This is a genomic window from Rhizobium sp. NFR07, from assembly GCF_900111905.1.
Classification (GTDB): domain Bacteria; phylum Pseudomonadota; class Alphaproteobacteria; order Rhizobiales; family Rhizobiaceae; genus Neorhizobium.
In genome coordinates, this window is record NZ_FOKM01000018.1 from 100,265 (window position 1) to 122,348 (window position 22,084).

Genomic DNA, 22,084 nt, shown 5'->3' on the forward strand with positions numbered 1-22,084 from the left:
TCTCAGGCGTGGGCTTCGCCACGCTCCGCGCCTTTCGCCTCTCGCGGATCGAGACCGCGCGGCTTGCCATAGAGGCCTATATTGGCATCGCCCCAATATTTGAGTGCCAGGAGGATCGGCTCCATGCTGCGGCCAAGCTCTGAAAGGCTGTATTCGACTTTCGGCGGGACCTGCGCATAAACCTTCCGCTCGATCAGGCCATCGTCCTCAAGCTCACGCAACTGATTGGTCAGCATGCGTGGCGTGACATTGACGATATGCTTGCGGAGCTCGTTGAACCTCAACGTGCCGGACAGGAGGTGGAAAAGGACCACCGACTTCCATTTTCCATCGATGAGGCCGATCGCCGCCTCGACGGAGCAACCGGGAGAACAATCGAAACGGGAGTGTCTGGCTTTTGCCATAACAGTATCCTTTTTGATACTACGTGCGTTCTTTGTGCGTATTGCGCTACTACGAATATAGACCATTTTGGATCCATATCAATCGGTAATCCCTCTTTCATCAAAGGAGCAAACCCATGAAAGCAATCGGTTACAAGGCAGCAGGCGCGATTGAACGGGACGACGCCTTGCAGGACATCGAACTTCCCCGGCCGACACCGGCGGGCCGCGACATTCTCGTCGAGGTCGAGGCGATTTCGGTCAATCCTGTCGATACGAAGGTTCGTAAAAACGCCAGTCCGGAAGCGGGTCAATGGAAAATTCTCGGCTGGGATGCGGTCGGCAAGGTGGTTGAAGCCGGGCCTGACGTGAAAGGCTTCAAGGTCGGCGACGAGGTGTTTTACGCCGGCTCGCTGATCCGTCCCGGCGCAAACAGCCAGTTTCATCTCGTTGACGAACGTATCGTGGGCAAGAAACCCAAAACGCTTTCCAACGCAGAGGCTGCTGCCTTGCCGCTGACAGCCATCACCGCCTGGGAAATGCTGTTCGACCGGCTGGATATTCGCAAGCCCGTGCCAGGTGCGGCAAACGCGATCGTCATTATCGGCGGTGCGGGTGGCGTCGGCTCGATCGCAATCCAGCTCGTGCGAGCGCTTACCAATGTGACAGTCATTGCCACAGCGTCGCGTCCGGAAACGCAGGAATGGGTGAGAAGCCTCGGTGCTCACCATGTCATCGACCATTCCAAACCGCTTGCTGAACAGGTTGACGCCCTCGGTATAGGCGCGCCGGCCTTCGTCTTCTCCACGACCGAGACCCATCGTCATCTAAAGGACATTATCGAGCTCATCGCGCCGCAGGGCCGCTTCGGCTTGATCGACGATCCGGACAGCCTCGATGTCCTTGGCTTCAAGCGCAAGGCTGCATCGATCCACTGGGAACTGATGTTCACGCGTTCGATCTTCGAGACCGCCGACATTGCCGAACAGGGCAAGCTGCTAAATGAAGTTTCCCGGCTGATCGACGAGGGGAAGATCTATACGACCGTCACTGAGACGCTTTCTCCCATAAACGCCGCGAACTTGAAAAAGGCACATGCCGCGATCGAAAGTGGAAAGACCAAAGGCAAGCTCGTGCTCGAAGGTTTCGAGGCCAAGTGAAGAGGCGAGGGCGGAAAGATTGCGAATCTTTCCGCCCTGATTGTGACCTGAAAAGAGGACAGAACAATGGACGAGAAGGCTTCGGAGGTTATCCACCTCGTTGCAAGGTTAAAGGCAAAGCCGGAGCAGCGGTCGGCGCTCTTTGATGCATTGAAGGCAATCGTGCCGGACGTGCGAAAGGAGGATGGCTGCCTGCTCTACGATCTTACCGTGGACCGCGACGATCCTGATTCAGCTGTGATGCTGGAAAGCTGGCGGGATGGTTCGGCTCTCGAAGCTCATGCGCAGGCGGCCCCGTTCCGATCGCTGGCGGCCCGCCTTGATGTGCTTCTTGCGGAACCGTTGCACCTGCAACGCCTTCAGCAACTCCTCTGAAACCAGATATTGCCGAGCTCGCGCCTGAGTGAGGCAGGAAGGGTAATATCATGACATCTCTAGCAACCAGCCGCGTTCTCGTTGTCGGCGGAAGTTCGGGTATCGGCCTAGCGGTGGCAGAAGCGGCCACCGCAGCCGGTGCTGCTGTCACGATCGCCTCGCGGTCACGTCCGAAGCTTGAAGAGGCGTTGAAGTCGTTGGGGCCTCAGGCGCGATCCGCAGTTCTCGATACAGCGGACGAAAACGCGGTCGAAGCGTTTTTCGGGGCAAACGATCCGTTCGATCATATCGTCGTGTCAGCGGCACAGACGCCTACGGGACCTGTGCGCAAGCTTGCGCTTGCCGATGCGCAACAGGCAATGGAGAGCAAGTTCTGGGGCGCTTATCGCGTGGCTCGCTTCGCCCGGTTCACCGAACGAGGCACCTTGACCCTGGTCTCGGGTTTCCTCAGCGAGCGCCCGTCGGCCACGTCAGTGCTGCAGGGCGCCATCAATGCCGCGCTTGAAGGCTTGGCACGGGGCCTTGCCCTGGAACTTTCCCCCGTCCGCGTGAATACCGTCTCGCCTGGCCTGATCGATACGCCGCTCTGGTCGAAAATGGACCAGGACGCAAAAGACGCAATGTTCGCTAAGGTCGCCGCCAACCTGCCAGCAAAGACAGTGGGGAAGCCGGCCGACATCGCCAATGCTGTGCTTTTCCTCATGTCCACGCCGTTTGCGACTGGCTCGAATGTCCGCGTCGATGGCGGCGGCGCTATCGCATGAAACCTACCTCTTACTGAAAGCAAACATTGCACCGGCCTTGTCCGTGCAACTGTCTCGAAACTTGCCCTTCCGGCCCGTCGGCGCTCCGCCCCGCCGGGATCGATGGGCTGTGCTCTATGGAGATCTCAATGATAAAGAAAACGCTGTTATTGCTGGCCACCACTGGCTTGATACTGGCACTACCCGTTGGCCGGTCTTTTGCTGAAGATAAAGCGTCGAAGCTTGAAACTGTGGCGACTTTTACCGACGCAATGCCGACCGGGGTTACCGTCGCGCGTGATGGCCGCATCTTCATCAACTATCCACGTTGGGGCGACGACGTCCCCTTCACTGTAGCGGAGTTGATCAACGGCAAGGCGGTGGCCTACCCCGATGCAGAAATCAATAAAGCGGACCCGGCCAATCCGGCCAAGAGCCTGATCAGCGTCCAGAGCGTCGTCGTTGATCCGGCCAACCGTCTGTGGATCCTCGACACCGCGGCACCCGGGTTCAAGCCGCCGCTTCAGGGCGGTGCCAAGCTGGTCGCCGTCGACCTCGCGACCAACAAGGTGGTCAAGACCATCGTTTTCCCAGCAGATGTTATTCTCAAGTCGACTTATGTGAACGATATCCGTTTCGATCTGACCAAGGGTTCGGAGGGTGTCGCCTATGTGACCGACAGCTCTCTGATGGGCCCCGGCGGCATCATCGTCGTTGATCTCGCGTCCGGTAAAGCCTTCCGTCGCCTATCGGGCGACCCGAGCACATCGGCTGACAAGGATTTCATCGCTGTCATAGACGGCCAGAGGTTCATGAACCGTCCGAAGGACGGAAAACCCTCCAAAATCCAAATCGCCAGCGATGGGATTGCCATCTCTCCGGACGGCGAGACGTTGTACTACTCGGCGGTATCCGGCCGCCATCTCTATTCCGTACCGACGGCAGCACTTCTCGATCAGAACGTCAGCGGAAAGCAGCTTGCCGCCAAGGTCAAGGACCTTGGTCTAAAAGGTGCATCCGATGGACTGGAGACAGATGACCAGGGCCGCGTCTACGGTGGCGATTACGAGCATGGCAGTATCCGGGTGTTCGACAAGGGCAAGTGGTCGACGCTCGTCCATTCCCGGGAAATTCAGTGGCCGGATACTCTCTCTATCGCGGCGGATGGCTACCTCTACTTTACCGCCAACCAGCTCGACAAGCAGGCTGGCTTCCATCAGGGCGTCGACATGCGCAAGAAGCCCTACAAGCTGCTCCGCATCAAGATCGACGCCGGCCCGGTTCTGTTGAAGAAGTAATTGGCGTAACTCATTTTTGCATTAGGATCAGCGGCGATGATTGCCCCCATCGCCGCTGATTTCAGCGGGTAACTCGTATCAAACGGCAGGAATGGCTGAGGCTCCATGGCTGGGCGTCATTGCCTGGGGCAAGATCATCTCGAACACGGCTCCGCCGTCAGGATGGTTGCGAGCGGCCAGCGAGCCGCCATGTGCTTCAACAATCGTCTTGCAGATTGAAAGACCAACCCCCATGCCTTCGGACTTGGTTGTGAAGAATGGGTCGAACAGCTTTGCAAGGTTGTCTTGTAGGATCCCAGTCCCGTTGTCACGGACCGTCAGCCTTATGGTCTCTTCTGAAACTTGATCGGTGACCAGCTTCAGTTCCCGCCGGTCCAGCGAGGTCTCGTTCATCGCGTGGATGGCGTTCGTGACTAGATTTGCGATCACCTGCTGCATTTCCACCCTGTTGGCGAGAACCACGTGGTCGAGCTCCGCAAACATCGATTTGATGCGTGTCGCGGAAGATGTGACCTCTCGCTCCAGCAGTCCGATCACCTCCAGGATAAGCTCCTTGAGATCGACAGGTTCAGGTCGAGGCTGATTTCCTTTGATCTGCTCGCGAGTACGCTGAATGATCTGGCTGGCGCGCATACTGTGCTGCACAACCTTCTCGGCTGCGTTATGGGCTGCCTGTATGTCCGGCGTTTCAGACTTCAGCCAGCGGATGCAAGCCTGTGCGAACATGACTGCGGCACCAATCGGCTGGTTGACCTCGTGAGCAATAGTGGCGGAGACCGCCCCCACGGTTGCCACCCGACCGGCACGGGCAAGCTGCACTTGGGCCGCAAGGAGTGCCTCCTTCGCTTGCTCACGCTCAGTCACATCGATCATCGCGCAAGCGACACGGTCAAGAGCGTCGCGATCCGTCGTCAGTGCTGCAATAAACAGAACCGTAACCGGTTTGCCCTCACGGGTCAGCAGATGTAACTCCTTCTCATAACGTTCAGCGCTATCCTCCACCGCCAAAATCAACGAAAGAAACGTGTCCGCATTGGTCGGTAGAAACCGGCGCATCGGACCGAGGAGCTCTTCTGCCGAGCTGCAAGCAAATAGCTTCACTGTGGCGTCGTTGACGTCAACAAAGTGTATGAGATCCGCGCATTCGTCGGCAGAGCCCGGATGACGTTCGAAGAAATCTCTGACACTGCTACCATTGGCCAGAGCTATCTCATCGAGTTTCTCACGCAGCCTTGATAGGTCGAGTTCACAAAGGGAAACATGGTTCTGCTCGAAAATAGCGCGATAGCGCTTCTCACTTTGCGTGAGCGCATGCATGGTTCGGGCGCGCGCGCTCGCATCGAATGCGACAAGGCTCAGTCCGCCGGTGATCGCCAGGTAGAAACCGACGGCGAGGAGGCCGCTGGTGGAGGCAAGCGTCTGAGCGATCACAGGAGAAAAGGCGCCACCCACGATACCGCCAATGTTGAAGGCGAGCGACGTGCCGGAATATCGGACACGGGCGGGAAACAAGCTCGGCAGCCAGGCGCCGAGCGGTCCGTTGACGAAGCCCATGGCACAGAGAGAAAGAGCCAGGTAGAGGAAGATCGTCGACAGCGAGCCACTGCTCATCATCGGCGATATGGCGATGCCTGACAGGATCGTCCCGACGCATCCCCAGATCAATACTCGTTCGTGGCTCAGCCGATCGGCAAGCCAGCTCGCGATGATAATCGAGCCTGCCATGAAAAAGATGGCAATCAGCTGCACTCCAAGAAATTCAGCTCTTGTATAGCCGAGGCTTGTCGTGCCGTAGCCGAGCGCAAACGCGGTCACCACGTAGTAAAGAGAGAAGCATGCGACGACACCGAAGGCGCCGATGATAAGCTGGGAGGAATGATCGCGCACGACCTCAACAAGGGGAACGCGTGCGGGCTTCGTCTCAGCGACCGCCTCGGTGAATTCGGGGGTTTCAACCAGGTTGAAGCGCAGCCAGAGGCCAAAGCCTACAAGCGGAAGGCTGACGAGGAAGGGAATGCGCCATCCCCAGCTGGCGAACTCTGCCGGGGTCAGCGAAACCGTCAGCAACAGGAATAGTCCATTGGCCAAGAGGAAGCCGATTGGTGCACCAAGCGGTGCGAACATCGCAAAACGGGCCCGCCATCCAGGAGGAGCATTTTCCAGCGCCAGCAGGACAGCGCCTGTCCACTCTCCCCCGAGCGCCAAGCCTTGGCCGAAACGCAACAGACAGAGGAGGGCGGGGGCTAGCCAACCCGCGACCGCGTAGCTTGGAAGAAGGCCGATCGCAGCTGTTGAGAGGCCCATCAACAATAGCGACGCTACGAGGGTGGCCTTGCGACCCACCCGATCTCCAAAATGCCCGAAGACAACGCCTCCGATCGGCCTCGCCATAAACGCGATGCCAAAGCTTGCATAGGCTCCGATCAGCTCCAGCGATGAGACGGAAGCCGGAAAGAAGAGTGGCCCGAATATCAAGCTTGCGGCAGTCGCATAGATGTAGAAATCGTAGAATTCGACAGACGTCCCGATGAGGCTCGACACGAGAATTCGCGAGGTTACCGCGATCGGTTTGGTTGTTCCTCCACCTGTCGAATGGAAGGTGGAGGTCTCGGTCGGCAGGACATCGGCCATGAAATGTGTCGCTAAAATGGATGATCGGATCTGGCGAGATTTCTGTTAGCACTTCGCGGACCTGTCTGCACCTCTAAGGAGCAAATACCGCGTGGAGTAGGCGTTCTGTCTATGGCGCGTAAGGCTGAAGCTCTGTAGGAAGATTTGACGACGACGTTTCATACATCCGCAAGCCGAGTTTGTCCGGAGAGAACGCATGACCGACGCAACACCCCTTGTTACCATCGTTGACGACGACGAAGGGATGCGGGAAAGCGTCGGCGAAATCCTCAGGTCCGTTGGGATCGCTTCGGTCGGGTTTGGCTCTACCACCGAACTCTTGGCCGCGACCATGCCCGATCGCCCCGGATGCTTGGTTCTCGACGTTCGGCTGCCCGGGCTCAGCGGTTTGGAGTTACAGACCAAACTCGCGGCAGCCGGTAATCGAAAGCCGATCATTTTCATGACCGGGTATGGGGACGTCCCGATGACCGTTCGAGCGATGAAAGCGGGAGCGCTTGATTTCCTGCAGAAGCCATTCCGGGATCAGGATATCATCGATGCCGTAACTGCTGCGATCGAGAAAGATCGGGAGCAACGTTCGCAGTTGTCTGCAACGATGGAAATATCCAAGCTTGCCGCCACGCTGACGCCGCGCGAAACACAGGTCATGGATGCTGTCATCCGAGGTCTGCTGAACAAACAGATCGCTCATGAGCTGCAACTGAGCGAAATCACCGTCAAGATTCATCGCGGCAACGTCATGCGCAAGATGAAGTCGGCCTCGGTCGCCGACCTGGTTCGGAAGGCGGAGCTGCTTAAAGCCGGCTGACGCAACCAAAATTCACGAGATGCATACGTACCTTTAGCCTGCTGGTCGGGCCTGTTTATGATCGTTTCGGCATATGGCCATACGATCGTATAACTATCGCGAGGCCAGCGACAGGCTATTTACAGCGATGACAGAACGTGTTGCGGAAAGGACGGCGCCGGTGTTCCTCGGCAAAAAAACCATTGCTATCGTTGATGACGACGAGGCGCTGCTTGAGGCCACATCCGGTTTTCTCGAGGCAATGGGTTATGATGTCCTCGCTTTCGGATCTGGAGAGGCGTTTTTGCAATCTTCCGACACGGGCCGCGTTGATGTCCTCTTAACAGACATCAATATGCCTGGCATGAGTGGCCTTGATCTGCAAAATGTCGTTCGCGCCCAGCATCCCGGTATTCCAGTCGTCATGATGACAGCATTACGGGACGACATGCTGCGGCAGCGCGCCATAACGAGCGGAGCCAGGGAGCTCCTTCAAAAGCCAATTCTTGCCGATGATCTCATTCGCTGCCTGGAGGGCGCGTAAGAAGGCCCGCCCATCTTCAGGCCTTACGGTTGCGAATAGGTACCTGTAGATTAGCCTATCCATAACAGAAAACCTGTAATCGCCGGGAGAAGGCGGTTACAGGTTTGCCTGTCGTTCAGCTGTGAGACCAAGTGTTGGGGCCGACATGCCGGCGCCAACACGCGTTGATATGTATCAGTGGAGCATTTGTCTCGCTTCCGTCCGCTGAGGCTTCCGCCAAGCGTTTGGCGTTGTACCAAAGGTGCGGCGAAACACCTTGCAAAGATGAGCTTGGTCCGACATTCCGCAATCAAGGGCAATCTGGCTGAGGGAAGCGTCTGTCTGCGCCATCAATTGCTTGGCGAAAGCCATCCGGCGACCGAGAACATAGTCGTAAGGCGACTGGCCGGCCGTTGCCCTAAAAGCACGAGAAAAGTGACTGCAGCTCAACCGGGCAAGATCTGCGAGTTCCTCGATCCTGATCGTTTCGGAAAGGTTCTCTTCGATGAACTTCAACACCTTCTTGTACTGCCATGGAGCGAGCCCGCCACGAACAACTTCGGTGCTCGCATCCGGGAAGAAGGCGGGCATCTTTGCGATGTCGGCATCGACAGTTGATGGGTGTACACCGGTGGCGGTGCTGGGGCGCACGGCGTCGGCATTGGTTGTCCAAGATATGTTTGCGGTAGCGATCATCTTGTTAACTCCTTGGGTAAACTCAATGATCTCTTTTTGCCCAACGTATCTTGATTTGGCGACTGAACTCAGGTGCGCACAACCCCAAACCTTTGGATGGGGTGCCGCTGCCAAGGATGTTAGTCACTCGTTTCGATGGTGTGGATCGGCATATTCCGAGCCGGTCAACCGAAAGTTCTGTGGCCACGCAAGATCTCCTTTGGCTGAAGGCAGACTTGCGACCGAAGTGACTTTGACGACGAGAACAATATGGTTAACGGGGGCACCCGGATGAAGCGAGTATGCCTCAAGGGTGGGAACCCGACTTGGCGGTCAATTCGATGATTGCTCGCCAAGGGCGTCCACCTTCGCCTTACGAGCAGTGAATGTATCGTCAAATATCACGAACTGCGTCCGCTCTAGCTTCCCGGTGCCATTCTTATCGCCCCTGAAGGAGTTTAAACATGAGCACTGAAAACAAGACCGCAGTCATCACAGGCGCATCTTCTGGTATCGGCGCGACCTATGCGGATCGGCTGGCGATGCGTGGTTACGACGTCATCCTGGTCGCGAGAAACAAGCATAAGCTTGAGGCTGTCGCTGAGCGTATCCGCAAGTCTCACGATGTAAGGGTAACGGTTTTGACCGCCGATTTGACCAAGGACGCTGACCTCGCCGCCCTCGAGGCGCGTCTTTCAGGCGACGAGAGCATTTCTGTTCTTGTCAACAATGCCGGCTTCGGTGGCGCCGGCACGCTTCTGGAGAGCGATATCGGCAAAATGGCTGAAATGATTGCCACCAACGTCACGGCCCCAACGCGTCTGACGTATGCGGTCGTGCCTGGCATGGTCAAGCGAGGCGGCGGCACGATCATCAATATCGCGTCCATTGTGGCGATCGCTCCGGAGCTGCTCAACGGCGTCTATGGCGGCACCAAGGCATATATGCTGGCCTTCACCCAGTCGCTGCAGCATGAGCTTTCCTCCAAGGGCATCCATGCTCAGGCGGTATTGCCGGGCGCGACATCGACCGAATTTTGGGACATTGCGGGCGTTGGCGTGAGCAACCTTCCGAGCGAATGGCTGATGAGCACTACGGATCTGGTTGATTCCGCCCTTCTCGGCCTCGACCGCCAGGAAAAGGTGACGATTCCTTCGCTCCAGGACGGTGCGGAATGGGAGGCCTATGAGGCCGCCCGTCAGATCATGCTGCCGCATCTTTCAAACGTTCATCCGGCTCCACGCTATGCCCGCGCATCCGAACTGGCCGCGTGAGGAGTTTGCCATGAACACGAAGGCAAGCGCCTGCTCCGCCCGTTTCGATCTTCCATCGACCATAGCGAAATTCCCGCAGACGGCCGATACGCTTCTGATAGACGAGTATCTGACCGACACAGCCGCGGCGAGCTCGCGCGTATTCCGGGTCTACAGGGGAACGCCCCCGCATTTTCACCGCGGCTGTGACGAGTACCTCTACGTGCTCTCCGGCCGGGGGACCTTCTGGATGGAGGACCCTTCAACTGAGGCGGAATTCAAACCGGGAGATTTGCTCTTCTTCGAAAAGGGCACGGTTCATGCGTTGCCGAAGATCATTGAGGAGCCGGTCGTATTTCTGTCCGTTGACACACCCCGCCGCAAGCCGAAGGATATTGTCTTCGTCAACAGTGAGGATGGCACGCCTGAAACGTTTATCGCGCAACGGGAGCGCTCTGGGGTCTGAGGTCAGGCAACCCATTTGCATTTGCCTCGGTCAACGCTGGGTCGAATGCCGTCTGAAGCCGCGCCTCGTTTGCAGGCGCGGCTCATGCGTCCGGCGCAACGGCGCAGTATCTAGGATACTGTCCCGCTTCAATCGGGGCATGATCCGCTGTACCACTCGGTTTCAACGGTCGGGACGACAGGACCGATCTACCGATCGCTAAGCACATGGGCCTGTCACTTTGGACGAGACACGCTTCAACCGGACGCGGCTGCCTTCTCGCGCGAGATCTTCACGTCATATCGGTAAAAAGTGTATTTTGCCCTGCCGGCTGCGCAGATCCTCACGCCGTAGAATCTCGGCGAGCCGATCGGAAACGAACGCACAACCCGGTTGGACTGCTGTGAATTATTTCCGTTGCACACCCAGTAAGGGCGCGCAACGGACAAGTCAGCGCTCTATCACGCCGCCTCAATTTCATCGGCGAGCTGCGGGCGAGCCAGAAGGTCGTAGCTAGCAGCCGTCGTGACGTCAGCTTTAGGGTTATCGATTGCGCCATCGAAGCGACCAACAACCTTGCCGCCGCTGATAAGAGCCGGGGAGTCATGGCTGATAAGAAGGAAGCGAGTGCCGGACAGCGCACGTTTGATGGCTTGTTTCTCTTGCAATGTGGACATCGCGTGGTTGCCCGTAATCGTCGGCTCGTGCGCTGCCTGATCCAGGAGTGGGGTGATCAACTGGTCTCCGAGATGGTAAGCGATGTCACCTGCGATGTTCGCCAGACCCTCGTCAGTCTCGACGAGGATTGAGATGGAACCGGGCGTATGCCCACCCGACAGGCGTACCGCGACGCCGGGTATGATTTCTTCTTCGAACGTGCCGTCGACATCGAACAGTCGCAGAGCGCCTCGGGTGTAAAGCCTGTCGATAAGATGCTTCGTCTCCACCGCGGTGTACATGCCAGGGCCCATCAGACCAGAAGCCGCGAACTCGAGTTCCCGCCGCGACATCATAACGGTTGTTGACATCGGGAACAGGTAGTCCTGACCAGAATGATCGATATGCACGTGCGTGTGGATCACATGACGAATATCCTTCATCTTCAGACCGTGTTGGGCCAGATGATGTTCGATGGTCATTTCCTTGGTTCTGTCGTGAACCATGCCGAAGGCCGCATACTGCTCTGAGTTCCTTGATCCAGTATCGACAAGAAGTGGCTCCTCACCTCCCGTGATCAGAAAGCCGAGTGTTGGGATCGTTGTCAGGACGCCGGGATTTCGAAACAGCACTAGACCGCTCGAGTCCATGGTGATGTTGCCGTAGTTGATTGGGTGAATCTTGAGGGGCATAGCATTTTCCTTCAGTTGCAAGATGTTTTGAACCAAATGGTTCAATATGGTCATCTGTTTCACGGAAAGCAGGATGAGGTTTTCCGATGGGAAACGGCCTAAGGCCGTCACGTTCAGGCCCGTTGAGAGTTTATGGACTTGATCTGGACGGCCGGGGTCCGAGAAAGACTGACGACCAGGGCGATGACAATTGCGCACAATCCGATCATGACCGCGGCTCCGATTAGGGCGGCGACCGCCATGCTGACCTCGGTAGCTACTTTGCCCAGCGCGACTGCCAGAAGTCCGGTAAAAAGATAGGCGAACAGATATAGGGCCGACATAACGCCACCCCGAACCTTTTCCGGGGTCACCGGGTTGATGATGGCGAGACCGCCGTAGACCATCAAGGCGTAGCCCATGCCGGAAATGGACGTCGCGGGAATGAAGAAGACGAGCGTGTGTTGAGCAATCGCCGCCGCGAGAAACAACATCCCGACAATCGACGCCAGCGAACCCCACACCACAGCCTTGATACCAGTCAGACGGCGAGCGAACAGACCTGCGATACCCAAAGAAATCGCGAAGAGTGCGAGAACGGATCCGTTGACGAAAATATTCGACGACTGGACGAGTTCCTTGGCGATCTGGGCTCCAAGTGAGGTGATGATGACACCATGAGTATAAGCGGTCATCACCGCGACAGAAGAAGCTATGAACGCGGTCCGGATTTCACGCCGAACGCCAGGGATTTTGGGATGCCAGCGGCCGACGTTTGCACGCCGGTTTTCCGGCAGAAACCAGCTGACCGCAAAGAGTGCAAGCAGCAGAACAAAAAGGACTATAAAAGTCAGGCGGCTCGGAAAAGGGGCGTACTGCACCAGGAACCCGCCCACGATAAGTGCGCAGGAGAAGCCGATGGCTTGGGCGACAATTGTGGTCGAGCTGGCCCTTGTTACTCCACCAGAGCCCGCGAATTCCTGGAGAGCCGCAGTAGAAGGTCCAGCCGAAAGCCCGACCCCGATACCCATGAAGACGCGGCCGATGAAGAGCGTCGCCACATTGGGTGCGATCGCGAAGAGGAATACGCCGATGATGGACGATCCCAGACCGAGCAGCATCGTGCTCCGTCTGCCAATGAAATCGGACAGGTCTCCAAATAGCACCAGCATCGCGACGACCACTATCGGGTAGACTGCGAAGATCGCAGTCGTCACCGTCGGCGTGAGATTCCACTCATGAGCGTACAATGGATAGACCATGGCCGGGGCCGCGCTCGTCCAAAGGGTATGGGCGACAATGCCTGCGGAAACCCAGAAGCTCAAAGGTGTTGAAAGACATCGCGGCGTCGAACGCATTACCTGTCTCCTAGCGGTCGAGGGTTTTGAACCGTACAGTTCAAAACTAAGTTTCCCCTTCTGCCCCGTCAAGGGGTTTTGAACCGTTTGGTTCGTTTTCTCCATGCTTGGGAGGTTTGGGCTCTGTGTAAGGCAATCTGGCAGGCTAAGCCGATGGAAGATTGTACAATGGAGCCATGGCCTTCACCCGCCCATAACCCGCTCACGGGAAGAAAGCCTATGTATGGGCGAGACGGCCAGACGCAGAAAGTTGAATAGCGGCAATCTAAGTGAGATTCTCATCCAGATTGCCGCGCTATAGAAAGTCTAGTGAAGGGAGGTTGGGGGTGCCTTGAAATGGCGGAACAAGGATCGAGGCCACGCCCGCCAATGAAGCCCGCGCAGACGCGGTCAGTCGAGCGACGATCTTCGCAAGAAATCCGCTGTCAGGCCTCGGCGCGGCCGCTGGAAGCGCTTCCTCGAAGAAGCCGCATAAACGCTTGGACGCGATTTCGGTGAGCACCGACGTCCGCCTTCAGGTTCGCGTCGATGCAGATACCAGAAAAGAAGGTCCAGATCAGATTGCAGACGTCGTCCACTTGATCTTGGGGGAACTCCGCTTCCACGTTCTTACGGATAGCAGCCATACGCGTTTCGTTGAAATCTAAAATCAATCGAACTGCGGCATCCGGCAGCAAGGCAATGTCGCGTGTAGAATTAACCGACAGGCACCCCGCGTAATCCCCAGAGAAGGCCGGCGCCAACGAAAGAAATTGCTCGATGTTGCCCAGCCCCAGTGGCCTGCTCGAAAGGATCCGCAAGGCCGGCCCTGTCTCGAGATATCGCCTCAGGGCTTCGACGAACATGTCGTCCTTGTTCTCGAACTCGGAATAGAGGCCGGACTTGTTCACTCCGGTCGCGGCTTCTAGCTGCTGGACATTTGCTCCAGCCAGCCCATAACGCCAGAAAACGGGTATCGCTTTGTCGAGCACTGTCTCCCGACTGAATTTTTTAGGTCTAGCCATGGCAAGAAGATAGTATTCTGAACCGAATAGTTCAATACCCGCATAGACGCAACGGTATCTCAGCTGATGAATGCAGCCGCTCACGCCGGGACGGCTAATCCCCGGCTATCGCAGCGCGCTCGACGTGTTGATACGATGTCACTGGCGGGAGGTTCAGTATGGTTCAAGAGCATGCTCAAAGATCGGGCCAACGGTAGAAGGCTATCCGACGCTCCTAGCTAGTCAATTCCAGACAGGGAGATTCTTCCAATTGGCCGGGAAGCCCATCGCGGCCTGGTCTGCTAGTGGGCATGAATCCATCAGTCCTGCGATCTGTTCGCGCCATTGGTTGTTCGGTGCAACGATATCCATAAGATAGCCGAGAACTGCAATGGTGTTGTAGACTCGCCCCTGCGCATTTCCATTCATAGCCAGCTTTAAGCTCGCAGGCGACGTCGGCACAATCATCTTTACCGTCACCTGCTTGTTCCAAAGTCGGCCGTGATGGGCACAGATGTTGCGGATGTATGTCAGGTGATGAGCGAGTGATACCAAGACCGATTCATCCAACCCGTAAACCTTGGCGATCGCCTGTCTATCCGGCCGGTTCTTGAGATTATTATACCACATCGAGAGTTGCCCCAACGATATCACTTCGGCTGTCATCCAGATCGGAGGGTGCTCTGGATCGTCATATTTATTCCTGTAGTGAAGAATGAACGTATCTTTCGACCTTGCCAGATCCTCGATCAATTTGGCGAAGGCTTGGGCATATCGATCCGGCCGGTGATAGAGACCAGGATCGAGATAGCCATGTGGCCCGTATTTCATGGCAAGGTGATGTGCCCAGCTGCCTCGCAAGGATACTTCAGTCCTTTCGATCGCGTCCATCACGAGGAGGCGCAGACGCCTATCAAAAATGTAGAGCTCCAAGACTTGGTCGAAGGATGTTCCAGCTTGGAACCCGTGCGTGCCATTAGTCTGTGCAGCGTCCTCGAATGGCAACCAGTAGGCCCGTAGCCGATAATAGCTTATATGTTGGAGGCAATGAGCCGCGTGGGAATGATCTGGGACAGCCATTCCTCTTGCTTCCAGCAACGCGATTTGATCGGGAATGGAGACGGAGGGCTTTTCGAACTTCATGCCATTTCATAGGCGGATTCGAATGGCTATAAAACAAAAAACCCGCCGGGGTGCGCAGTTTCGGGACCGAGGTTCCGTCCGAGGCGTGGCGGGTGTTGTTGACCAACGATATGGAGCAATCCTGTTAAGAAAGCAACAATTGAAGGGTAAAAAATGTACCCATATACGTGCGTTGCAGGCCAAGCCATTGATGTGGAACCAAGATTTCTTGCAAGGAGCGATTTGACCGAGATCAAGCGTATCCTCAAAGTCTGAGCGACGATAGGTGGCTGTCAATTGTTCGATGAAACAGTGTAGAGCGAGAACCCGTCTGTCTGGCACACCCTCGGGCGGCCGGCGCCATTGGCAAGACCAAGCTGCGTGAGGTGACGGCCAGCAATCCAGACAATCCCTAGCAAGTATCTGTTTTCAAACGCACTCGTTCTCGATGAGCGAAGACTGCATCAACGAGGTCTGCGGTTCGAGTCCCTTCAAGGCGGCGAAATGACACCTGAAATTCTTTGAAGTTCCTCGTCAGATATCGGCCACATTTCGGTCAGGCCATTCGAGCTCAAGACTAGCGTCATCGTCCGATGGTAGGCCTCCCACACAACATCGATCGGATATTCATCGATCTGCAGCTCGAACGTACCAGGCGCATGCGGTTCACGCATGCCTGCAAGCTGGAAAGGTTGAAGGATGGTGATGCTTTTCGTGGTGGTTTTCATGACCGTGATCCTTTTCGACAACACGGACAACCCATCGGGTCGGAGGGGCGATAACAGTAACGAGGCACTGTAGGGTCATCAAAGCCCACGGCTACCAGAGTGGACATGCGACTGATCCCGAAAGGGCGAAACCACCGCTCCTCGCCTATCGGCCTGCGTTTCTGAGGAGGTCAATTTCCTTGGCGATCGGACCGAGGAGCTTCCGCAATCTATTCTCCTCGACCCGATCGAGCCGAAACCGTCTGGCGAAGTCGCTGACGAGAACCATTTTTCCTGTGCTCGGTACTCTGGTTCCTGGAATGCTTGGCTGACGCATGATCATATCCTTTAAGAAGACGGTCTGCTCAACGGAAATCCTGTAAGCTCAGGGAGATGGCACTTGTTTGCGCTTTCGAGTAAGCACTCGCGGCCACTTTCAGAATTCTGGGCCGCAACGCGTCGAAGGAGGTCAGATAGTCGCACTCGCTGGCATTCCGGTGCGATTTCTCACAGGCAAGTACCTCGGTCGCCAGATAGAACTTTACCTCGAACATTCCGTCATAGCCACTGAATCGGACGCATCGGTTCTTGTCATCAAAACTCCGAGCTTCATTTGGAAACCTGACGCCCATCAACGGCCACCTTCATCCCGCCACCGGTCGATGGCGTCTTCCTTCGACGAGCGTCCGAACCGGGCGCCGACCGTTGAAGGTCGGCTCCGCCGCGTGAGCGCTTCCAAAAGGCTGGCTTTGGTCCTGACCCCCTCGCGAAATTCGGAGGTGAGAAAAATCAGTGCGTCGCGCTTCATGTCGGAACTCGCCTCGGCTTCCACACCCCGAAGGCCGGCGGTCCTCAAGACGTCCCGGATCAGCTTGAAGCCGGCTTTTTCGATCTGCGTGATTGCTGCTGGATTGGAAGACATGCTGTCCTCCTTTGTTGGGGCAAGGTTCTGCACCCTTGGCGACAGCGCCCTGAAGACATGCCGTCACTACACTGTAAGTCGTGCATTTATATTCGATTACAAGGCTGGGTCGTGGTAATTGATCGCCAGCGAAACCGCGATAAGAAGGAGGCTGGGTCGCTTGTCGCATTCGAATTGCGGCCTCACGCATCTGACCTGCCGGAGAGCAGGTGGGGCTGGGCTTTCAACAACATGGAATTCGCGGGTCTTTTTGTCGCCAGCTACCCGGCAGTTGATGGAAAGCAATGCTGCGAGTTGTTCGAGCTGTTCCGGTAGTGCTGAAGCAGAACCGAGCATGGCTTTCTCAAGCGTCTCTTTGGATGGGTAGACTTCGTGGAAGCTCAGTAGCGTCTTGTCGCCCTGGTCCGAGAAGGACACGGTGGTGACCGCACCTTCTCCGCCTTCGTCGTTAGTCCAGACGATGCGCTCATTCGGCGTCACGTCGAGATACTTACCGTAGAAAGCCATGGTGTCCGAACCACCGGCGCCGAATTCCAGCCGGTACTTTCCCCCGGTACGGACATCCATAGCGCACGATACAAGCGAAACGCCGGAAGCGGATTTCGGTACCCACCAGAGCTGGAAAAGATCAGGCTGGCTCCAAGCCCTGTAAACAAGCTCGGTGGCGCGTTGAAAATCCAGGTTACGACAAGTTCGCAATCTCCTATGCGGCTAACATAGACGCGGTTCTGATTACTACCCGCAAGTTCCGCTTGTCCGTTCATGTCTCCCTTTCTTTTTATTTCCCGGATAATTTTTGCAGGTGCAATTCAGGCCTCGCGAGCCTTTAAAACCGTACAGTAGCTTTAGGTGCTCGGGAGCTTTCAACCGTCGAGTCCACTGACGCGGTATATATTCCTGCAAACTCAGACGCTTAGACTTTTCTAAAGGATAACAGTGGCCCGAATCTGTTCAAGAGCTTTCCTATTCGCACGCATCATATGCCGCCTCATGGAACACCGTTTTCGCACGGAACACCGCCCCTTGAACCATACTAATCTCTCTGCTGGATACTTCCAGCTTTACGTCATGTCGCGACTGCACGAAAAAGCCCGCCAAAGGCGGGCCGTTTTACTGTCTCAGCGAAGGCGAGGCTATTTGCCCACGGCTTTCTTTACCGCGCCTTTGGCCTGCTGCATGTCGCCCTTGGCTTCCTGCGCAGCGCCTTTAGCCTGAAGCTTATGGCTGCCGGTTGCATCACCAACAGCCTGCTTCGCCTTGCCGGTGAGCTCGTTGGCTTTTCCAGAAACTTTATCAGCGGTAAAACCCATTTTTCGATCTCCTCTTAGGACGGAAACGCACAGACTACCGAGTCGCTATCCGGTCAGAACGCCGGGAAAGTCCGCCAGTTGACCGCTTCACGATCCGCTTGAGTAGAGAACACTTTAGCCCGCTCTTCGTTCCAGATGGCAAGCCGGAGCAGGGCATCAATCTCAAATGGGAACGCGGCTAAGGCTGAACGTTAGCTGCTTTTTTCACGACCTCCTATGAGATGGCGCGCGATTCGCGGCCAAGGTCGCGCCTAAGCTCAATCATCGTAGCTTTTGGGGATGCCCATGTATATCCGTCCGTCAGACGAGGCATGATTTGATGCTGTCCAGCAGTGCTCCCGGCGCATGAGGCTTTGGGATGAAACGCTCAGCGAATGTCAGCTCTTGCTGCTCAAACGACCAGTTACCCGAGGTGAGGATGATCCTTATGGGCGGCCAACGGCCTCGAACCAATTTGGCAAGTTCAACACCTTCGGCCTCGGAAAACAGGTCAATGTCGGTGAGCATGAGACGAATATCAGGCTGTGTTTCCAGAACGCCGATCGCTTTTGCCGCATTGTCGGCTTCAAATACCTCGTATCCCGCCTCTTCAAGTTCCTCGACCAGCAGGAACCGTGAGACAGGATCGTCCTCAACGACAAGAATGGTCTCAGCACTCGGCATAAATGGTAACGCCCATCGGTTACTTCGTACGGTATCGTACGCTCAGAACTGGTCACGGCGATATCGGTTCCCTAGCTGGTCCACAGAGTTGTGGCGTAGTCGTCAGAACAGATCGTGGATGATGAGGCCCCTCCGGAGCCAACTCCACGGACCAGGTTGGGGAGGAGATGAGGGTGCCACTCAAAGCGAAGCGGCCGATCAGTGATAATCGGCCGCTTCGCATTTCGAACTCATATCGCTCCGGAGTTTGCTTTCCACAAACAATCACCGCTCAGGCGAGGGCTCGGCGGCTTCGGCCCCTGGTGAAGATCCTTTGGTGGTCGGCTCGGCCGGGACGGTTTCGGCGTGCGACTGTCCAGCCTTGTCTATTCGGGCGAGGTCACGTTCCACGGTTTCACGAGACCCTTCTGCTGGGTCTTGCTCAGGATGATCGTCGGAGCCGGTTGAGGCGTCGCCTCGCATCGCTTTTTCGATACCTCGTTCGGCTTGCCTCTTTAGTTGTTCGCGCGCGCTATCGGCCGTCTCGTGATCTGTCCGCGACGCATCGCTTCCAAGATCTTTGTGTTCGTCTGTCATATTCGGTCTCCTCTTTTCGGATTCAGCGGTCGCTGATGGAAGGAAGATGGAGGATGATCTCGCGCTGGGCTTTTTCATCCAGTGGCTCAACCTGCGCCTCCCAGAACTCCGCTGCTTCCGCAGGCTCGACCTCCCAGCTCCGGGTGCTGACGATATTGTCGTCCACTTTCGCAAGACGGCGCCCGCCCAGACGCAAATACTCCATGGCAATCTGGTGGGATAGGGTCTACACGTCGTCTTCGCCGAGCTGATGCTCGACTTCATCCTGTGATTGACCGAGAACCTGCAGGAGCGCTGCGTGTTCGGGTTTTCCTGCTCGATCCTTCAGGAAATCGGCGAGCGGCGTCCTGCTCTCATGCCCTCCGGATGGTTCGTTCCCCATATGGAGGACAACAGTCTCGCCGCCGCTCATATCCAAAGACCAACGATCGCCGTTGGCGCTTACGGAAAATTCTTTGATTTCGCTCATATCTGGTGGTTCCTTCTGCTGCCGCAGGCAGCACTGGTCACGACCCTAACTGCGCTACTACGATAAGGGTTGCGGAGACATCGGTCGAAAGTGGTTGGGCACTCGCGATACGCGGACATGCCAATAAATGCTACGCGAACCGGTCTGTCGCGCAGGGGCCATAGCCCACCAAACCCCACCATGCAGGCTGCAAATATCCGCGACTGGAACGATTTGCGAAACCGGGGATCATTAGTAGTGATGCCGTGAAATCCGCTCGTATCGTTGATATGGCGCATCGCGCCCGGGCTTCAATGGCGCGCCAAAACTAAAGGTTGACTTTGTGCGCATTGTCTCTAGTTTTGGTTTTATCGATCTTTTGCTTGCTAAGCTTTGGTTACCGCGCGATTAGCACCGCGTTTTGAACGAACCTTCCTTTCAAAAACATCGCCACCTCCATCTGCGGAGCGCAGGTTTCGCGGTCGATCAATCATGCTTTGAAAGGGATCATCATCATGACCACAGGCACAGTAAAATGGTTCAACTCCACCAAGGGCTTTGGCTTCATTCAGCCTGACAACGGCGGCGCTGACGCTTTCGTCCATATCTCGGCCGTCGAACGCGCCGGAATGCGCGAAATCGTTGAAGGTCAGAAGCTTGGCTACGAACTCGAGCGCGACGTGAAGTCGGGCAAAATGTCGGCCTGCAACCTTCAGGCCGCCTAATCATAACTGGGTTCGTCCGTGACCACGGATGTACTGGCACTGACGAGACCGAGTTATCTACGAGGCCGGGCGAATAGCCTGGCCTTTTTTGTTGCTCACACTCAGTGCGTACTCTCTAGGATTCTGTCCATGGCACAGACCAATTTGAAATCCAGGGCATCAGGCAGAAATCGCCTTCAGCCACACTTAATCGCGGTTTTTCGCACGTAACTAAGCAATCGAGAAATTGGACTCCATTGTCCAGGATCGCGAGGCAAAATACCGTGCGGCTGCGGGAGGCAGGCCTGGCGAAGGAAGCATACGAAATTGCAATTGTTCCCGATGGTTTGGCAGCGAAGCGCGGCCGTCAGAACGGAGTTACAAGGTTTAGGCATTGCTCAATCACGACGAAAACGTAGAGTGGAATTCAAGTCAACTCCAGCGCGCCATAAAGGCTGCGGGGGTGGCTTTGTGGACATGGAATGTCGATACCGACGCGTTCGTGATGGATCGACGCGGGTACGAACTTTGGGACGTCAGGATTGATGGCACCCTGTCCTTTGAGGATCTGTCGGAAAAAATACACCCGGCTGACCGTGACCGGGTAAGAGCGGCATTCATCGCAACACGTGCGGTCGTTGGACTTTATGAGATCGATTTTCGGATACTATGTGGCCTCGATATCCGCTGGGTATCGGCGCGCGGACAAGGAAACGACGAAGACATCTTGGCCCGATCAATGACCGGCATTTTTCTCGACGTGACATCTCGCAAGCAGGCCGAAGAAGGACACGAGCTTCTTGCAGGTGAAATGAGCCACCGTGTGAAGAACCTGCTCGCCATCGCAACCGGGCTCACACAGATTACCTCGCGGTCCGCGAACTCGATAACGGATATGACCTCCCAGCTAACCCAGCGCCTGACCGCGCTAGGGCGCGCCCATGACCTTGTCCGCCCATTACCTGGCGGTCAGGGGAAGGCGGCGCTGCTTGGAGATCTAATTACGATCCTGCTTGCGCCATACGACGAGACCGCTGCGTTTTCTGGGCGCATCAGAGTGGCGGTTCCGCGCATGGGCGTCGGTGAAGGCGCGGCAACAGGGCTGGCGTTGGTCATTCACGAGCTCGCGACCAATTCGCTGAAGTACGGTGCATTATCGTCAGCGACTGGGACGCTAGATCTCTCGGGCAAAAATGCCGGCGAGGACGTGGTTTTGACATGGACAGAGCAGGGCGGTCCGGAGGTCGTCGCTCCTGAGGGGGAAGGCGGTTATGGCAGCCGACTGCTCATGCGAACGATGTCCGCTCATCTGGGTGGGACGATAGCATACAACTGGACACTGAGCGGAGCTCAGGTGACGCTGACCATCGATGGGAACCGTCTCTCCGTCTGACTGACGATCTAATCGTCATTCATCCGTCTTGCATCGGCGTCTGCCGAGAACGGGAGCTCGATTTCCGTTTGTGGGATGCGGCCAGAAGCGCCGATGATGCCAGCCTCCAAAATTCGAGCGGCAACCTCATGGGCAAGATCGACCGCGGTCGCCATAACCCGCATCTGGACGTTAGTGAACAGGAAGTGGATGGCTTGCTCGCCGAATATCTAGAGCTTCGTCCGCCGTCCTGGCCTACATGACTTCGAAGCCGGCGTCTTTCAGAGCATTGATCACCTTCGCGCCGCTGAGCGA

General features: G+C 56.4%; 26 protein-coding genes and 1 pseudogene. 10 read left to right on the forward strand and 17 right to left on the reverse strand.

Annotation, left to right across the window (positions count from 1 at the left end):
• Nucleotides 1-2: 2 nt before the first annotated feature.
• The gene (locus tag BM216_RS28310; protein ID WP_093002929.1) at nucleotides 3-404 is read right to left on the reverse strand and encodes a winged helix-turn-helix transcriptional regulator; all 402 of its coding nucleotides are present in this window, start codon (nucleotides 402-404) and stop codon (nucleotides 3-5) included.
• A 116-nt stretch (nucleotides 405-520) separates the two neighbouring features.
• Here BM216_RS28310 and BM216_RS28315 point away from each other — a divergent pair, with 116 nt between their 5' ends.
• The 4 genes from BM216_RS28315 (at nucleotide 521) to BM216_RS28330 (ending at nucleotide 3,959) form a co-directional block, all read left to right on the forward strand.
• Nucleotides 521-1,543 carry a zinc-binding alcohol dehydrogenase family protein gene (locus BM216_RS28315; RefSeq protein ID WP_093002931.1) on the forward strand — a complete coding sequence of 341 codons (1,023 nt, stop codon included), beginning with the start codon at nucleotides 521-523 and terminating at the stop codon, nucleotides 1,541-1,543.
• A gap of 66 nt (nucleotides 1,544-1,609) precedes the next feature.
• Nucleotides 1,610-1,918: a putative quinol monooxygenase gene (locus tag BM216_RS28320; protein ID WP_093002933.1), complete on the forward strand. Its 309-nt coding sequence runs from the start codon at nucleotides 1,610-1,612 to the stop codon at nucleotides 1,916-1,918.
• 50 nt (nucleotides 1,919-1,968) lie between these two features.
• Nucleotides 1,969-2,682: an SDR family oxidoreductase gene (locus BM216_RS28325; RefSeq protein ID WP_093002935.1), complete on the forward strand. Its 714-nt coding sequence runs from the start codon at nucleotides 1,969-1,971 to the stop codon at nucleotides 2,680-2,682.
• 116 nt (nucleotides 2,683-2,798) lie between these two features.
• Complete coding sequence (locus BM216_RS28330; protein ID WP_093002937.1) at nucleotides 2,799-3,959, forward strand: L-dopachrome tautomerase-related protein; 1,161 nt, start codon at nucleotides 2,799-2,801, stop codon at nucleotides 3,957-3,959.
• A 78-nt stretch (nucleotides 3,960-4,037) separates the two neighbouring features.
• Here BM216_RS28330 and BM216_RS28335 read toward each other — a convergent pair whose 3' ends face one another.
• Complete coding sequence (locus BM216_RS28335) at nucleotides 4,038-6,590, reverse strand: MFS transporter (RefSeq protein ID WP_093002939.1); 2,553 nt, start codon at nucleotides 6,588-6,590, stop codon at nucleotides 4,038-4,040.
• A gap of 196 nt (nucleotides 6,591-6,786) precedes the next feature.
• Here BM216_RS28335 and BM216_RS28340 point away from each other — a divergent pair, with 196 nt between their 5' ends.
• Together BM216_RS28340 and BM216_RS28345 are read left to right on the forward strand one after the other, a co-directional pair.
• Nucleotides 6,787-7,401, forward strand: a complete 615-nt coding sequence (locus BM216_RS28340; RefSeq protein WP_093002941.1) for a response regulator transcription factor — start codon at nucleotides 6,787-6,789, stop codon at nucleotides 7,399-7,401.
• A gap of 127 nt (nucleotides 7,402-7,528) precedes the next feature.
• A complete protein-coding gene (locus BM216_RS28345; RefSeq protein ID WP_244530369.1) occupies nucleotides 7,529-7,924 on the forward strand; it encodes a response regulator transcription factor in 396 nt (131 codons plus the stop codon).
• Nucleotides 7,925-8,098: 174 nt separating this feature from the next.
• Here the strand turns inward: BM216_RS28345 and BM216_RS28350 are convergent, their stop codons facing one another.
• Complete coding sequence (locus BM216_RS28350) at nucleotides 8,099-8,599, reverse strand: helix-turn-helix domain-containing protein (protein ID WP_093002943.1); 501 nt, start codon at nucleotides 8,597-8,599, stop codon at nucleotides 8,099-8,101.
• A 443-nt stretch (nucleotides 8,600-9,042) separates the two neighbouring features.
• Between BM216_RS28350 and BM216_RS28355 the strand changes: the two genes are divergently transcribed.
• Together BM216_RS28355 and BM216_RS28360 are read left to right on the forward strand one after the other, a co-directional pair.
• A complete protein-coding gene (locus tag BM216_RS28355) occupies nucleotides 9,043-9,852 on the forward strand; it encodes an SDR family NAD(P)-dependent oxidoreductase (RefSeq protein ID WP_093002945.1) in 810 nt (269 codons plus the stop codon).
• 10 nt (nucleotides 9,853-9,862) lie between these two features.
• Nucleotides 9,863-10,297, forward strand: coding sequence for a cupin domain-containing protein (locus BM216_RS28360; RefSeq protein ID WP_093002947.1), 435 nt, complete (start codon nucleotides 9,863-9,865; stop codon nucleotides 10,295-10,297).
• A gap of 440 nt (nucleotides 10,298-10,737) precedes the next feature.
• Here BM216_RS28360 and BM216_RS28365 read toward each other — a convergent pair whose 3' ends face one another.
• The 13 genes and pseudogenes from BM216_RS28365 to BM216_RS34270 all read right to left on the reverse strand — a co-directional run bounded on the left by BM216_RS28365 (nucleotide 10,738) and on the right by BM216_RS34270 (nucleotide 19,714).
• Entirely contained in the window at nucleotides 10,738-11,679 is a 942-nt protein-coding gene (locus tag BM216_RS28365; protein ID WP_244530370.1) for an N-acyl homoserine lactonase family protein, read from the reverse strand.
• A 59-nt stretch (nucleotides 11,680-11,738) separates the two neighbouring features.
• The gene (locus BM216_RS28370) at nucleotides 11,739-12,962 is read right to left on the reverse strand and encodes an MFS transporter (RefSeq protein ID WP_177230952.1); all 1,224 of its coding nucleotides are present in this window, start codon (nucleotides 12,960-12,962) and stop codon (nucleotides 11,739-11,741) included.
• A 425-nt stretch (nucleotides 12,963-13,387) separates the two neighbouring features.
• Entirely contained in the window at nucleotides 13,388-13,933 is a 546-nt protein-coding gene (locus BM216_RS28375; protein WP_177230953.1) for a TetR/AcrR family transcriptional regulator, read from the reverse strand.
• A 255-nt stretch (nucleotides 13,934-14,188) separates the two neighbouring features.
• Nucleotides 14,189-15,088: an Abi family protein gene (locus BM216_RS28380; RefSeq protein ID WP_093002953.1), complete on the reverse strand. Its 900-nt coding sequence runs from the start codon at nucleotides 15,086-15,088 to the stop codon at nucleotides 14,189-14,191.
• A gap of 470 nt (nucleotides 15,089-15,558) precedes the next feature.
• Nucleotides 15,559-15,795 carry a hypothetical protein gene (locus BM216_RS28385; RefSeq protein ID WP_093002955.1) on the reverse strand — a complete coding sequence of 79 codons (237 nt, stop codon included), beginning with the start codon at nucleotides 15,793-15,795 and terminating at the stop codon, nucleotides 15,559-15,561.
• Between the two features lie 344 nt (nucleotides 15,796-16,139).
• On the reverse strand, nucleotides 16,140-16,406 hold the full coding sequence (locus BM216_RS28390; protein WP_093002957.1) for a DUF1488 family protein: 267 nt from the start codon (nucleotides 16,404-16,406) through the stop codon (nucleotides 16,140-16,142).
• On the reverse strand, nucleotides 16,406-16,696 hold the full coding sequence (locus tag BM216_RS28395; protein WP_093002959.1) for a hypothetical protein: 291 nt from the start codon (nucleotides 16,694-16,696) through the stop codon (nucleotides 16,406-16,408). The genes BM216_RS28390 and BM216_RS28395 overlap by 1 nt, the downstream gene beginning before the upstream one ends.
• 276 nt (nucleotides 16,697-16,972) lie before the next feature.
• Nucleotides 16,973-17,460: pseudogene (locus BM216_RS28400) on the reverse strand (SRPBCC family protein); the annotation flags it as partial.
• A gap of 369 nt (nucleotides 17,461-17,829) precedes the next feature.
• Nucleotides 17,830-18,006 (reverse strand): CsbD family protein, encoded by a 177-nt coding sequence (locus tag BM216_RS28405; protein WP_093002961.1) that lies wholly within the window; start codon nucleotides 18,004-18,006, stop codon nucleotides 17,830-17,832.
• A gap of 300 nt (nucleotides 18,007-18,306) precedes the next feature.
• Entirely contained in the window at nucleotides 18,307-18,669 is a 363-nt protein-coding gene (locus BM216_RS28410) for a response regulator (RefSeq protein WP_093002963.1), read from the reverse strand.
• A 264-nt stretch (nucleotides 18,670-18,933) separates the two neighbouring features.
• A complete protein-coding gene (locus BM216_RS28415; RefSeq protein ID WP_093002965.1) occupies nucleotides 18,934-19,245 on the reverse strand; it encodes a hypothetical protein in 312 nt (103 codons plus the stop codon).
• A gap of 22 nt (nucleotides 19,246-19,267) precedes the next feature.
• Complete coding sequence (locus BM216_RS28420) at nucleotides 19,268-19,450, reverse strand: hypothetical protein (RefSeq protein WP_177230954.1); 183 nt, start codon at nucleotides 19,448-19,450, stop codon at nucleotides 19,268-19,270.
• Between the two features lie 21 nt (nucleotides 19,451-19,471).
• Nucleotides 19,472-19,714 carry a hypothetical protein gene (locus BM216_RS34270; protein WP_177230955.1) on the reverse strand — a complete coding sequence of 81 codons (243 nt, stop codon included), beginning with the start codon at nucleotides 19,712-19,714 and terminating at the stop codon, nucleotides 19,472-19,474.
• A gap of 494 nt (nucleotides 19,715-20,208) precedes the next feature.
• Here BM216_RS34270 and BM216_RS28425 point away from each other — a divergent pair, with 494 nt between their 5' ends.
• A complete protein-coding gene (locus tag BM216_RS28425; protein ID WP_093002983.1) occupies nucleotides 20,209-20,418 on the forward strand; it encodes a cold-shock protein in 210 nt (69 codons plus the stop codon).
• A 373-nt stretch (nucleotides 20,419-20,791) separates the two neighbouring features.
• Complete coding sequence (locus BM216_RS28430) at nucleotides 20,792-21,790, forward strand: sensor histidine kinase (protein WP_244530371.1); 999 nt, start codon at nucleotides 20,792-20,794, stop codon at nucleotides 21,788-21,790.
• A gap of 8 nt (nucleotides 21,791-21,798) precedes the next feature.
• On the opposite strand, the gene BM216_RS34275 is transcribed toward BM216_RS28430, so the two are convergent.
• A complete protein-coding gene (locus tag BM216_RS34275; RefSeq protein WP_177230956.1) occupies nucleotides 21,799-21,945 on the reverse strand; it encodes a hypothetical protein in 147 nt (48 codons plus the stop codon).
• Nucleotides 21,946-22,084: the final 139 nt, after the last annotated feature.